This is a genomic window from Pseudomonas sp. BIGb0164, assembly GCF_024810135.1.
GTDB lineage: Bacteria > Pseudomonadota > Gammaproteobacteria > Pseudomonadales > Pseudomonadaceae > Aquipseudomonas.
This window is the reverse complement of sequence record NZ_JANUEA010000009.1, coordinates 128,272-141,665: the sequence shown is the minus strand read 5'-3', so window position 1 is coordinate 141,665 and position 13,394 is coordinate 128,272. Positions and strand designations below refer to the sequence as shown.

14 protein-coding genes are annotated in these 13,394 nt (G+C 60.9%); 11 read left to right on the top strand and 3 right to left on the bottom strand.

Going from position 1 to position 13,394, the window contains the following annotated elements; translation table 11 throughout:
• Positions 1-132 precede the first annotated feature (132 nt).
• Together M2394_RS22960 and purT are read left to right on the top strand one after the other, a co-directional pair.
• Positions 133-600 carry a VUT family protein gene (locus tag M2394_RS22960; protein WP_259174680.1) on the top strand — a complete coding sequence of 156 codons (468 nt, stop codon included), beginning with the start codon at positions 133-135 and terminating at the stop codon, positions 598-600.
• Positions 601-669: 69 nt separating this feature from the next.
• Positions 670-1,851 (top strand): formate-dependent phosphoribosylglycinamide formyltransferase, encoded by a 1,182-nt coding sequence (gene purT / locus M2394_RS22955; protein WP_259174679.1) that lies wholly within the window; start codon positions 670-672, stop codon positions 1,849-1,851.
• Positions 1,852-1,956: 105 nt separating this feature from the next.
• Here purT and M2394_RS22950 read toward each other — a convergent pair whose 3' ends face one another.
• The 3 genes from M2394_RS22950 to M2394_RS22940 form a co-directional block, all read right to left on the bottom strand.
• The gene (locus tag M2394_RS22950) at positions 1,957-3,267 is read right to left on the bottom strand and encodes an MFS transporter (RefSeq protein ID WP_178921673.1); all 1,311 of its coding nucleotides are present in this window, start codon (positions 3,265-3,267) and stop codon (positions 1,957-1,959) included.
• Between the two features lie 356 nt (positions 3,268-3,623).
• Positions 3,624-4,862: a transporter associated domain-containing protein gene (locus M2394_RS22945; RefSeq protein WP_178921675.1), complete on the bottom strand. Its 1,239-nt coding sequence runs from the start codon at positions 4,860-4,862 to the stop codon at positions 3,624-3,626.
• Positions 4,863-4,874: 12 nt separating this feature from the next.
• Positions 4,875-5,687, bottom strand: a complete 813-nt coding sequence (locus tag M2394_RS22940) for an inner membrane protein YpjD (RefSeq protein ID WP_372339912.1) — start codon at positions 5,685-5,687, stop codon at positions 4,875-4,877.
• 219 nt (positions 5,688-5,906) lie between these two features.
• On the opposite strand from M2394_RS22940, the gene ffh reads away from it, so the two are divergent.
• The 9 genes from ffh (at position 5,907) to M2394_RS22895 (ending at position 13,330) form a co-directional block, all read left to right on the top strand.
• Positions 5,907-7,283 (top strand): signal recognition particle protein, encoded by a 1,377-nt coding sequence (gene ffh / locus M2394_RS22935; protein ID WP_003193965.1) that lies wholly within the window; start codon positions 5,907-5,909, stop codon positions 7,281-7,283.
• A gap of 250 nt (positions 7,284-7,533) precedes the next feature.
• Positions 7,534-7,785 carry a 30S ribosomal protein S16 gene (rpsP, locus tag M2394_RS22930; RefSeq protein ID WP_003209587.1) on the top strand — a complete coding sequence of 84 codons (252 nt, stop codon included), beginning with the start codon at positions 7,534-7,536 and terminating at the stop codon, positions 7,783-7,785.
• A 5-nt stretch (positions 7,786-7,790) separates the two neighbouring features.
• The gene (gene rimM, locus M2394_RS22925) at positions 7,791-8,327 is read left to right on the top strand and encodes a ribosome maturation factor RimM (protein WP_003175898.1); all 537 of its coding nucleotides are present in this window, start codon (positions 7,791-7,793) and stop codon (positions 8,325-8,327) included.
• Positions 8,309-9,082, top strand: coding sequence for a tRNA (guanosine(37)-N1)-methyltransferase TrmD (gene trmD, locus M2394_RS22920; protein WP_259174678.1), 774 nt, complete (start codon positions 8,309-8,311; stop codon positions 9,080-9,082). The genes rimM and trmD overlap by 19 nt, the downstream gene beginning before the upstream one ends.
• A 45-nt stretch (positions 9,083-9,127) precedes the next feature.
• Positions 9,128-9,478: a 50S ribosomal protein L19 gene (rplS, locus tag M2394_RS22915; protein ID WP_003175895.1), complete on the top strand. Its 351-nt coding sequence runs from the start codon at positions 9,128-9,130 to the stop codon at positions 9,476-9,478.
• Positions 9,479-9,559: 81 nt separating this feature from the next.
• Complete coding sequence (locus M2394_RS22910; protein WP_003193963.1) at positions 9,560-9,973, top strand: acyl-CoA thioesterase; 414 nt, start codon at positions 9,560-9,562, stop codon at positions 9,971-9,973.
• A gap of 152 nt (positions 9,974-10,125) precedes the next feature.
• Complete coding sequence (gene xerD, locus M2394_RS22905) at positions 10,126-11,022, top strand: site-specific tyrosine recombinase XerD (RefSeq protein WP_259174677.1); 897 nt, start codon at positions 10,126-10,128, stop codon at positions 11,020-11,022.
• Between the two features lie 142 nt (positions 11,023-11,164).
• On the top strand, positions 11,165-11,896 hold the full coding sequence (locus M2394_RS22900) for a thioredoxin fold domain-containing protein (protein WP_010207987.1): 732 nt from the start codon (positions 11,165-11,167) through the stop codon (positions 11,894-11,896).
• A gap of 129 nt (positions 11,897-12,025) precedes the next feature.
• A complete protein-coding gene (locus tag M2394_RS22895) occupies positions 12,026-13,330 on the top strand; it encodes a homoserine dehydrogenase (RefSeq protein WP_010207988.1) in 1,305 nt (434 codons plus the stop codon).
• Positions 13,331-13,394: the final 64 nt, after the last annotated feature.

Sequence of the window (13,394 nt, the reverse complement as noted above, 5' to 3'; positions counted from 1 at the left end):
GTTGACCGCGTTTATCCTGTTGGAATGCGGTTCAAATGTGGGAGCGGGCTTGCTCGCGAAGGGGGCCTTCTCGACGACATATTTCTAATTGTGAAGTACCCTGTGCGGCATCACCCACAGGCCCACACTCCCATGCTCTTCCTGATCGCCTACATCAGCAGCGTCGTGCTGATCAACTTCGCTTTCTCCACCGCTCCGCACCTGGACGTCATCTGGTCCGCCTGGGGTGGCCTGGTCTTCATCCTGCGGGACATGGTGCAAACCCGCTTCGGCCACGGCGCAATCGTCGCGATGCTGGCGGCGCTGGTGCTGTCGTATGTCACGTCCGACCCGGCCATTGCCCTGGCCAGCGCCACGGCCTTCGCCGTGTCCGAGTGCATCGACTGGCTGGTGTTCAGCATCACCAAGCGCCCGCTCCACGACCGCCTGTGGATAAGTTCTGCGCTGAGCATTCCCCTCGACACCTTTATCTTCTTCGGCCTGATCGGCGCGCTGACGCCTGCGGTGGCCGGTACTGCATTGGTGTCCAAATTCGCCGGGGGCACGGTGGTGTGGCTGGTCATGGCCTGGCGTATCCGCAAGCGGGCCCTCGCCAACTGAGGCCAATTCCTACAGTTCATGTAAAATGCCGGCCTTTCTCCCAATGATCCGCTCCCCTGAGGACCTGAGATGACCCGAATCGGAACTCCATTGTCGCCAACCGCGACCCGCGTTTTGCTGTGTGGCTGCGGTGAGCTGGGCAAGGAAGTGGTAATCGAACTGCAACGCCTGGGCGTTGAAGTGATTGCCGTGGATCGCTACGCCAACGCGCCGGCCATGCAGGTGGCGCACCGTAGCCACGTGATCAACATGCTCGACGGCGCCGCCCTGCGTGCCGTGATCGAAGCCGAGAAGCCGCACTTCATCGTGCCGGAAATCGAAGCCATCGCCACCGCCACCCTGGTGGAACTGGAAGCCGAAGGCTTCACCGTGATCCCGACCGCCCGCGCCACTTCGCTGACCATGAACCGCGAAGGCATCCGCCGCCTGGCCGCCGAAGAGCTGGACCTGCCGACGTCGCCGTACCACTTCGCCGACACCTTCGAAGACTACAGCAAGGCCGTGAAAGACCTGGGCTTCCCGTGTGTGGTCAAACCGGTGATGAGTTCGTCGGGCAAGGGCCAGAGCCTGCTGCGCAGTGTCGACGATGTGCAAAAAGCCTGGGACTACGCCCAGGAAGGCGGCCGTGCCGGTAAAGGCCGGGTGATCATCGAAGGCTTTATCGACTTCGACTACGAAATCACCCTGCTGACCGTGCGCCACATCGGCGGCACCACTTTCTGCGCGCCGGTTGGCCACCGTCAGGAGAAGGGCGACTACCAGGAATCCTGGCAGCCTCAGGCCATGAGCCCGGTTGCCCTGGCTGAGTCCGAGCGCGTTGCCAAGGCGGTGACTGAAGCTTTGGGTGGCCGTGGCCTGTTCGGCGTGGAACTGTTCATCAAAGGCGACCAGGTGTGGTTCAGCGAAGTGTCGCCGCGCCCGCATGACACTGGCTTGGTGACTCTTATTTCCCAGGACCTGTCGCAGTTCGCCCTGCATGCACGTGCCATCCTCGGCTTGCCGATCCCATTGATCCGTCAGTTCGGGCCTTCGGCCTCGGCGGTGATCCTGGTGGAAGGTCAATCGACCCAGACCGCGTTCGCCAACCTGGGGGCAGCCTTGAGCGAGCCGGACACGGCGTTGCGCCTGTTTGGCAAACCGGAAGTCAATGGTCAGCGCCGCATGGGTGTGGCGTTGGCGCGGGATGAGTCGATTGAAGCGGCTCGGGCTAAAGCGACCCGTGCTTCGAAGGCTGTTGTTGTAGAGCTGTAACCGCGTCGCGCCCTTCGCGAGCAAGCCCGCTCCCACAGTTGACCGCATTTATCCAATAGGAATGCGGTCGAATGTGGGAGCGGGCTTGCTCGCGAAGGCGGCCTATCAGGCCACTTTGTTCAAATCGTTGTTACGCGTTTCTTTCAGGCACAACACAGCTATCAAGCTGAGCAACGCGGCCGCCGACACATACCCACCGACATAACTCAGCCCACCCATCGCCACCAGCTTGGTCGCGAAGAACGGTGCTGCCGAGGCTCCCACGATCCCACCCAGGTTATACGCCGCCGAAGCGCCGGTATAACGCACGCGGGTCGGGAACAGTTCCGGCAGCAGGGCGCCCATCGGCGCGAAGGTCACGCCCATCAGGAACAGCTCCAGCGCCAGGAACAGGGCAACTGCCCAGGTGGTGCCATGGGTCAGCAGCGGCTCCATGGTAAAGCCCGACAGAATCGCCAGGACCGCCCCGACGATCAGCACCGGCTTGCGCCCATAGCGATCACTGGCCAAGGCGGCGAGCGGTGTCGCCAGGCCCATGAACAACACGGCAAAGCACAGCAGGCCGAGGAAGGTCTCGCGGCTGTAGCCCAGTGTCGACACGCCGTAGCTCAGGGAAAACGCGGTGGTGATGTAGAACAGCGCATAACACACCACCATCGATGCCGCGCCCAGCAAGACCGGCAGCCAATGCTGGCTGAACAGTTCCACCAGCGGCACCTTCACCGGGGCTTCGTTGGCGACGGCATTGGCGAACACCGGGGTCTCATGCAGCTTCAGGCGTGCATACAGGCCGACCATCACCAGTGCGGCGCTGAGGATGAACGGAATGCGCCAGCCCCAGCTGCGGAACTGCTCATCGCTCAGGCTCATGGCCAGGATCAGGAACAGGCCGTTGGCCGCCAGAAACCCAATCGATGGGCCCAGTTGCGGGAACATGCCGAACCAGGCGCGTTTGCCCTTGGGGGCATTCTCGGTGGCCAGTAGCGCCGCGCCACCCCATTCGCCACCCAGGCCCAGGCCCTGGCCGAAGCGCAGCACGCACAACAGGATCGGCGCCCAGGCCCCGATGCTGTCATAGCCGGGCAGCAAGCCGATCAGCGTTGTACACACGCCCATCAGCAGCAATGACGCCACCAGCGTGGATTTACGCCCGATGCGGTCGCCGAAGTGCCCGAACAGCGCCGAACCCAGGGGGCGGGCGATGAAGGCGATGCCGAAGGTCAGGAAAGACGCGAGCATCTGCGCCGTGCCGGATGTCTGCGGGAAGAACACCGGGCCGATCACCAGCGCGGCGGCGGTGGCGTAGATGTAGAAGTCGTAGAACTCGATGGCGGTGCCGACGATGCTCGCCGTGGCGACCCGTGCGGTCGAGTTGCTCGGGGCGGCGGTAGCAGCCTCTTTGTAGGTGGTGCTCATGCGGGTATCCCTGATGGTCAGTGCGCGTTTGGACGCGGATTGTTATTGGTCGAACACCCATGGATCAGGGTTGTGCGCGGAGCGGCTCGGGATGGGAGCAAACACCGGTCAGACACGGTAAGGCAGTGCCTGGACACGCTGGGTGCGGGTAGCACGCGGTCGGGCGGGGCTCTGGTAAGCCGCAGCGATTATAGGAAGGGGTTTGAACATACAACAAGTGGGCTGAAACGCCGCAAGGCAAAATGTGGGAGCGGGCTTGCTCGCGAAAGCATTGGGTCAGTCAGCTCATTTTCAACTGATCCACCGCTTTCGCGAGCAAGCCCGCTCTCGCATGGATAATGTGTTTAGGCAGCAACTTATGCGGCGACGGGCATCCGGCTGGTGTGCCAGATCAGCACCTTGCTCACCCGGTTGTCCTCGGTCTCGAGGATTTCCAGGCGGTAGCGGCCGATCTTCAGGCACACCGCGCAGTCGGGGATGGTCTCCAGTGCTTCGGTGACCAGCCCGTTGAGGGTCTTGGGGCCATCGCTGGGCAGGTGCCAGCCCAGGCTTTTGTTCAGTTCACGGATCGAGGCGGCGCCGTCGATGATGTAGCGGCCGTCGGGTTGCGCTTCGATGTGCGGGTTGTCTGCACTCTGCTCGCTTTCGAATTCGCCGACGATTTCTTCGAGGATGTCTTCCAGGGTGACGATGCCCAGCACTTCGCCGTATTCGTCCACCACCATGCCCAGGCGTCGTTGCTGCTTGTGGAAGTTGAGCAATTGCAGTTGCAGCGGGGTGCTTTCCGGCACGAAGTAGGGTTCGTGGCACGCCGCGAGCAACGCCTCTTTGGTCAGGCTGGCATCCGGCAGCAAGTGCTGGATCTGCCGGGTGTTGAGCACCGCTTCGACCTGGTTGATGTCGCTGTGGAACACCGGCAGGCGCGTGCGCTGGGAGGTGCGCAGTTGTTCGATGATGTCCTCGACCGAGTCGTCCAGGTTGATGCCGTCCACTTCGCTGCGCGGCACCAGGATGTCATTGACGGTGATGTTGTCCAGGGCATGGATACCGGGCATGCCGGGAGTGCGGCCCGCATCGGCTTCGGGTTCCGGTTCGTCGTCATGCTCGGGCAGCGGCTCGTCGCTCTTTTTCACCACGCCGGAGGTGCGCGTGAACGGGCGCAGCAACAATAGGCTGATGCCATTGAGCAGCCAGGCCAAGGGATAAAGGATTTTCAGCGGTACGCCCAGCAGTGTATTGCCGAAACCCAGCACCGCTTGCGGGTGGCGGGTGGCCAGGGTGCGCGGCAGGTAGTCGGCGAGGATCAGCAGGATCGCGCAGGAGATCAGCCAACCGAGCCACGGGCCGTTCTGGGCCCAGGCGTAGATAGCCAGCAGGGTGCAGAGAATCACCACGGCGGCGCGGCACAGGCTGTTGCACAAGATCAGGCTGTTGCGCGGAAAGCTCAGGCGGGCGGCGGCCTTGTCGCCCTGGCGTGTACCGGGGCGCAGCGCCAGCAGGTGCTGCTGTGCGGCTTCGATGGCAGTAAACAGCGCAGCCCATAACACCAGCAAGGCAATTACGGCGAGCATCGGCCCAAGGGGCAAGTTGTCCATGATCGCTGCCCGTCAGATATGCAGGATGTATTCGCGAACCAGCTTGCTGCCGAAATAGGCCAGCATCAGCAGGCAGAAACCGGCCAGGGTCCAGCGGATCGCCTTGTGCCCACGCCAGCCGAGACGGTTGCGGCCCCACAGCAGCACGCTGAACACCACCCAGGCCAGGCACGCCAGCAGGGTCTTGTGCACCAGGTGCTGGGCGAACAGGTTTTCGACGAACAGCCAGCCGGAGATCAACGACAGCGACAGCAGCGTCCAGCCGGCCCACAGGAAACCGAACAGCAGGCTTTCCATGGTTTGCAGCGGTGGGAAGTTCTTGATCAGCCCGGACGGGTGCTTGTTTTTGAGCTGGTGGTCCTGCAGCAGCAGGAGCAGCGCCTGGAACACCGCGATGGTGAACATGCCGTAGGCGAGGATCGACAGCAGGATGTGGGCGAGGATGCCGGGCTCTTCATCGATGACCTGCACGGTGCCGGTCGGGGTGAAATGCGCCAGCAATACTGTGAGCATGCCCAGCGGGAATAGCAGCACCAGCAGGTTCTCGACGGGAATGCGGTAGCAGGCCAGCAGGGTCAGCGCGATGACGGCGGCAGCGATCAGGCTGGCGGCGCTGAAAAAGTCCAGGCCCAGGCCGACCGGTGTCATCAGGTGGGTGAACAGGCTCGTGGCATGGGCCAGCAGGGCGAGGACGCCAAGGCCCACCAGCAGACGTTTGTCCGCTTTGGTGCCTTGGGCCAGACGAGTGCCCTGATAGAGGGTCGCAGCGGCGTACAGAATGGCGGCGGCGAGGCTGGGTAGCAAACTGGGTGACAAGGGGACCATAAATCCTGATAGACAAGCCCGAAAGGCGCTGAGTTTGGCATACCCCTGCGTTCCACGAAAGACTCCCGGGCCAGACAGCGGGTGTGCACCGACGCAGTCTTCGCTATAATCCGCGACCTGCCCACGCCGCAGGCTCGCCGAGCGCTGTTTTTAATAGCGATTTACCACAGCCTGGGCCGCCATTACCTCGGTCTATGATAGGGCCTGAAAGGATCGCGCATGTTTGAAAATCTGACTGACCGTCTCTCGCAGACGCTGCGCCATGTCACCGGCAAGGCCAAGCTGACCGAGGACAATATTAAAGACACCCTGCGCGAAGTGCGCATGGCGTTGCTGGAAGCCGACGTGGCCTTGCCTGTGGTCAAGGACTTCGTCAACTCGGTCAAAGAGCGCGCGGTGGGCACCGAAGTGTCCCGCAGCCTGACCCCGGGCCAGGCCTTTGTGAAGATCGTCCAGGCCGAACTCGAAAGCCTGATGGGCGCAGCGAACGAAGACCTGAACCTCAGCGCCGTGCCACCGGCCGTCGTATTGATGGCCGGTCTGCAAGGTGCGGGTAAGACCACCACCGCCGGCAAGCTGGCGCGCTTCCTTAAAGAGCGCAAGAAGAAGTCCGTGATGGTGGTGTCGGCTGACGTCTACCGTCCGGCCGCGATCAAGCAGCTGGAAATGCTGGCAGGCGAAGTGGGTGTGACCTTCTTCCCGTCCGACCTGAGCCAGAAGCCGGTCGACATCGCCAACGCTGCTATTAAAGAAGCCAAGCTCAAGTTCATCGACGTGGTCATCGTCGATACCGCCGGTCGCCTGCACATCGACGAAGAGATGATGGGCGAGATCAAGGCGCTGCATGCCGCGATCAACCCGGTCGAGACGCTGTTCGTGGTCGACGCCATGACCGGCCAGGATGCGGCCAACACCGCCAAGGCGTTTGGTGATGCGCTGCCGCTGACCGGTGTGATCCTGACCAAGGTCGACGGCGACGCCCGTGGCGGTGCCGCGCTGTCGGTACGTGCCATCACCGGCAAGCCAATCAAGTTCATCGGTATGGGCGAGAAGAGCGAAGCGCTCGAGCCGTTCCACCCTGAGCGTATTGCTTCGCGCATCCTCGGCATGGGCGACGTGCTCAGCCTGATCGAGCAGGCCGAAGCCACGCTCGACAAAGACAAGGCCGACAAGCTGGCCAAGAAGCTGAAGAAGGGCAAGGGCTTCGACCTCGAAGACTTCCGCGACCAGCTGCAACAAATGAAGAACATGGGCGGCCTCGGCGGCCTGATGGACAAGCTACCGAACATCGGCGGTGTGAATCTGGCGCAGATGGGCAATGCCCAAGGCGCGGCAGAGAAGCAGTTCAAGCAGATGGAAGCCATCATCAACTCCATGACCCCGGCCGAGCGCCGCGACCCTGAGCTGATCAGCGGTTCGCGCAAACGTCGGATCGCCATGGGCTCCGGCACCCAGGTGCAGGACATCGGCCGCTTGATCAAGCAGCACAAGCAGATGCAGAAGATGATGAAGAAATTCTCTGCCAAAGGCGGCATGGCCAAGATGATGCGCGGCATGGGCGGTATGTTGCCCGGCGGCGGCATGCCCAAGATGTAAAGAATTCGAGCGCAAGCCCGCTTGTGCTCCGACCCACAGGGATGTGGGATCTCCAGCAAACCCGCCGTTGGCGGGCGCTGACTCGCCGTTTTAACCGACGGCTCTATAGCAGATCTGAATGGCACGCCGATAGGCGCCAGAAAAAGACATTTGCAAAAGTCCGGATATTCCTTAGAATATGCGGCCTTTCGGGCACCTATGCCCGCTGTGCATTTAGATTTGCAGCACCGACTACAGGAACGATGTTCACATGCTAACAATCCGTCTTGCCCTTGGCGGCTCCAAAAAGCGCCCGTTTTACCACTTGACCGTAACTGACAGCCGCAACCCACGTGACGGCTCTCACAAGGAACAAGTTGGCTTCTTCAACCCGATCGCTCGTGGTCAAGAAGTTCGTCTGTCCGTGAACCAAGAGCGCGTAGCCTACTGGCTGAGCGTTGGTGCACAACCTTCTGAGCGCGTTGCTCAGTTGCTGAAGGACGCTTCTAAGGCTGCGGCCTGAGCGATATGAACGCGACGCCAGCTGTTGCTGATGATTTGATCGTTATCGGCAAGATTTATTCTGTTCATGGCGTTCGCGGCGAAGTGAAGGTGTATTCCTTTACTGATCCGACTGAAAACCTGTTGCAGTACAAGACCTGGACGCTCAAGCGCGAAGGTAGTGTGAAACAGGTCGAGCTGGTCAGTGGACGCGGGAGCGACAAGTTCCTGGTCGCAAAGCTCAAGGGTCTTGATGATCGTGAAGAAGCTCGTCTTCTGGCTGGTTATGAGATCTGCGTGCCACGCAACCTGTTCCCTGAATTGACCGACGGCGAGTACTACTGGTACCAGCTGGAAGGTCTGAAGGTTATCGATCAACTGGGGCAATTGCTCGGGAAAATCGATCATCTTCTGGAAACCGGCGCCAATGATGTAATGGTGGTCAAGCCTTGCGCTGGCAGCCTGGATGATCGCGAACGCCTGTTGCCGTATACCGAGCAATGCGTGTTGGCCGTCGACCTGGCCGCGGGCGAGATGAAGGTGGAATGGGACGCGGACTTCTAAGCGTGGCTAATTTGCGCATTGAAGTGATCAGTTTGTTTCCCGAGATGTTTTCCGCCATCAGCGAGTACGGCATCACCAGTCGGGCGGTGAAACAGGGGCTCTTGCAGCTCACCTGTTGGAACCCGCGAGACTACACGACGGATCGACATCACACTGTGGACGATCGCCCATTTGGCGGTGGCCCGGGCATGGTGATGAAGATCAAGCCCCTGGAAGACGCATTGGTTCAGGCCAAGGCTGCTGCCGGGGAGAAGGCGAAGGTAATTTACCTGTCCCCTCAAGGCTGTCAGCTGAAACAGGCGGCGGTACGCGAACTGGCGAATGAGGAAGCACTGATCCTGATTGCCGGTCGCTATGAAGGCATTGACGAGCGGTTTATTGAAGCTCATGTCGATGAAGAGTGGTCGATTGGGGACTATGTCCTGTCTGGCGGCGAGCTGCCGGCGATGGTCCTGATAGATGCGGTTACACGACTGCTGCCTGGAGCTTTAGGGCATGCGGACTCCGCGGAGGAAGATTCCTTCACGGATGGTTTGCTGGATTGCCCGCACTACACCCGACCGGAGGTGTATGCGGATCAGCGTGTTCCCGACGTATTGCTAAGTGGCAATCACGCACACATCCGGCGTTGGCGTTTACAGCAGTCCCTTGGTCGGACCTATGAACGACGCGCCGATCTTCTGGAAAGCCGCTCGCTTTCTGGAGAAGAGAAGAAGCTGCTCGAGGAATACATCCTCGCGCGGGACGATAGTTAACAACGTATCGATGGTAGGTCCATTGACTTACCTTAGGAGCACAGCATGACTAACAAAATCATCCTTGCACTCGAAGCAGAGCAGATGACCAAAGAGATCCCTACCTTTGCCCCGGGCGACACCATTGTCGTTCAGGTGAAAGTGAAGGAAGGCGACCGTTCGCGTCTGCAAGCGTTCGAAGGCGTGGTAATCGCCAAGCGTAACCGTGGTGTGAACAGTGCTTTCACTGTTCGTAAAATCTCCAACGGTGTTGGCGTAGAGCGTACTTTCCAGACCTACAGCCCGCAAATCGACAGCATGGCCGTCAAGCGTCGCGGTGACGTACGTAAAGCCAAGCTGTACTACCTGCGTGACCTGTCCGGTAAAGCAGCTCGCATCAAGGAAAAACTGGCTTAAGTCCAGCTTCCCGATGCAGAAAAAAGCAGCCTACGGGCTGCTTTTTTGTGCCTGAAATTTGTCTAGTCCCGGTATTTGTTTATGACCACCCGCCTTGAAGAAATCCAGCGCCGCACCGACCTGTCCGTCACCCATGTGACCAAGGCCGTGTTCCCGCCGACCACCAACCACCACAACACCCTGTTCGGCGGCACCGCCCTGGCCTGGATGGACGAAGTGTCGTTCATTACTGCCACGCGTTTTTGCCGGTTGCCGTTGGTGACCGTGTCTACCGACCGTATCGACTTCAACCACGCGATCCCTGCCGGCTCCATCGTTGAGCTGATCGGCCGGGTGATCAAGGTCGGCAACACCAGCCTCAAGGTTGAAGTGGAAGTGTTTGTTGAGAGTATGAGTGCCGACGGTCGCGAGAAGGCGATCCAGGGGGTGTTCAGCTTTGTGGCCATCGATGCCGACAAGCGGCCGGTGCCGGTGCTGCCTGGGTTTGTAGACTGATCCTGGACCGAGCCGCGGCCATCGCAGGCAAGCCAGCTCCCACATTTGATCGGTGTCGGGCACATATCAGCGCCCTGACACAAAACCCCTGTGGGAGCTGGCTTGCCTGCGATAGGATCTAACAGACACTACAGAAAACTGCCTGAGCTCCCATGCCCGCCATTGACCACCCTTTGATCGACCGCTTCCTAGACGCCCTCTGGCTGGAAAAAGGCCTGTCCGACAACACCCGCCAGGCCTACCGCAGCGACCTGGCCTTGTTCAACGGCTGGCTGCAGGAAAAGAACCTCGAACTGGTCAACGCAGGCCGCGAGCTGATCCTCGATCACCTGGCCTGGCGCCTGGAGCAGAACTACAAACCCCGCTCCACCGCGCGATTCCTCTCAGGTGTGCGTGGCTTCTATCGCTATTTGTTGCGAGAAAAGCTGATCGCCCTCGACCCCACCCTGCAAGTCGATATGCCGCAGCTCGGCAGGCCGCTGCCCAAATCCCTGTCGGAAGCCGATGTGGACGCTTTGCTCGCTGCCCCCGACCTGAGCGAAGCCATCGGCCAACGTGATCGCGCCATGCTCGAAGTGCTCTACGCCTGCGGCCTGCGCGTCACCGAGCTGATCAGCCTGACTCTGGAGCAAGTCAACTTGCGCCAGGGCGTATTGCGGGTGATGGGCAAGGGCAGCAAGGAGCGTTTGGTGCCGATGGGCGAGGAGGCGATTGTGTGGGTGGAGCGCTATATGCGGGAGGCACGTAGCGAACTGCTGGGAGGACGCCCCAGTGATGTACTGTTTCCAAGCCTGCGCGGCGAGCAGATGACGCGCCAGACCTTCTGGCACCGCATCAAGCACCAGGCCAAGGTCGCCGGGATCGGCAAGGCACTGTCGCCCCACACGTTGCGCCATGCCTTTGCCACGCATTTGCTCAACCACGGTGCGGATTTACGTGTGGTCCAGATGCTGCTGGGCCACAGCGATTTATCCACAACCCAGATCTATACCCACGTGGCCCGTGCACGATTGCAGGATATGCACGCCAAACATCACCCGCGAGGCTGAAAACCGCCAATTTATCCCGTCACGGGCTGCCCTGCGGCCCAACTGTGGTAGGCTTTGCCGGTTAGCAAAGGGGACGGCCCATGCCCGGGTTTCCACATCGGCGCGACTGCTTCCGTCCCTGCATCTGCCTTCAGGAGTTCCCATGCGCTTGACCCAGATTATTGCCGCCGCAGCCATTGCGTTGGTTTCCACCTTTGCGTTCGCCGATGACGCCGCCGAGCAGACCATTCGCAAGAGCCTGGCCAACCTGCAGCTCGACACCCCGATCGAAAGCATCAGCGCCAGCCCCATGGCCGGCCTGTATGAAGTCAAGCTCAAGGGCAGCCGTGTGCTGTACGCCAGTGCCGACGGTCAGTACATCGTCCAGGGCTACCTGTTCCAGTTGAAGGACGGCAAGCCGGTCAACCTGACCGAGAAAGCCGAGCGCCTGGGCGTGTCCAAGCTGATCAACGGCATTCCGGTGGCTGAAACCGTGGTTTACCCGGCCATCGGCGAGACCAAGACCCACATCACCGTGTTCACCGACACCACCTGCCCGTACTGCCACAAGCTGCACGCCGAAGTGCCTGCGCTGAACAAGCTGGGCGTGGAAGTGCGCTACGTAGCATTCCCGCGCCAGGGCCTGGGCTCGCCGGGTGATGAGCAGCTGCAAGCCGTGTGGTGCTCGGCCGACAAGAAGGCCGCCATGGACAAGATGGTCGATGGCAAGGAAATCAAGGCAGCCAAATGCGCCAACCCGGTTTCCAAGCAGTTCGCCCTGGGCCAGTCCATTGGCGTGAACGGTACACCGGCCATCGTTTTGGCGGACGGCCAAGTGATTCCGGGCTACCAGCCGGCACCACAAGTTGCCAAACTGGCGCTGAGTGCCAAATAAACCAGCATCGTCGAACCTTTGACGATCATGGCCCGCTGATGAGTCGGCGGGCCACTAATTGAAAGCCGCAGTCGTGCGGCTGTTTTCCACGGCCGACCTAGCGTCGGCCGTTTCATGGGGAGTTCTTCAGTGAAACCGGTCAAAGTAGGCATCTGTGGGTTAGGGACCGTCGGTGGCGGCACCTTTAACGTACTTCAGCGTAACGCTGAGGAAATTTCCCGCCGTGCAGGTCGCGGGATTGAAGTGGCACAAATTGCCACACGTTCGCCAAAGCCTCAGTTCGAAACGACCGGTATTGCGATTACCAACGATGTGTTCGCCGTTGCCACCAACCCTGAGATCGATATCGTCATCGAACTGGTCGGCGGTTATACCGTGGCCCGTGAGTTGGTGCTCAAGGCCATCGAGAACGGCAAGCACGTGGTCACCGCCAACAAGGCGCTGATCGCCGTGCACGGCAACGAGATCTTCGCCAAGGCCCGCGAGAAGGGCGTGATCGTGGCGTTCGAAGCCGCCGTGGCCGGTGGCATCCCGGTGATCAAGGCGATCCGTGAAGGCCTGTCCGCCAACCGTATCAACTGGGTGGCCGGGATCATCAACGGCACTGGCAACTTCATCCTCACCGAAATGCGCGAGAAGGGCCGTACCTTCGAAGACGTGCTGGCCGAAGCCCAGGCCCTGGGTTACGCCGAAGCTGACCCGACCTTCGACGTGGAAGGCATCGACGCTGCGCACAAGCTGACCATCCTGGCCTCCATCGCCTTTGGTATTCCGCTGCAGTTCGACAAGGCCTACACCGAAGGCATCACCAAACTGACCACTGCCGATGTGAACTACGCCGAAGCGCTGGGCTACCGGATCAAGCACCTGGGCGTGGCGCGCAGCACACCGGCGGGTATCGAACTGCGTGTGCACCCGACGCTGATCCCGGCCGACCGCCTGATCGCCAACGTCAATGGCGTGATGAACGCGGTGATGGTCAACGGTGATGCGGCAGGTTCGACCCTGTTCTACGGCGCCGGCGCCGGCATGGAGCCAACGGCTTCCTCGGTCATCGCTGACTTGGTGGACGTGGTCCGCGCCATGACCAGCGACCCGGAAAACCGCGTGCCGCACCTGGCCTTCCAGCCGGACTCGCTGTCGGCCCACCCGATCCTGCCGATCGAAGCCTGTGAAAGCGCCTACTACCTGCGCATCCAGGCCCAGGATCACCCGGGCGTGTTGGCCCAGGTGGCCAGCATCCTGTCGGAGCGTGGTATCAACATCGAATCGATCATGCAGAAGGAAGTCGAGGAGCAAAACGGCCAGGTGCCGATGATCCTGCTGACCCACCGCGTGCTCGAGCAGCACATCAACGACGCCATCGCCGCCCTGGAAGCCCTTCAAGGCGTGGTCGGCCCGGTGGTGCGGATCCGCGTCGAACACCTGAACTAATGGTTTTGCTGCAAGGGCCCCGCAGGTTCGGCGGCCCTTGTTCAAGAATGCTCTAGAGGAGCCA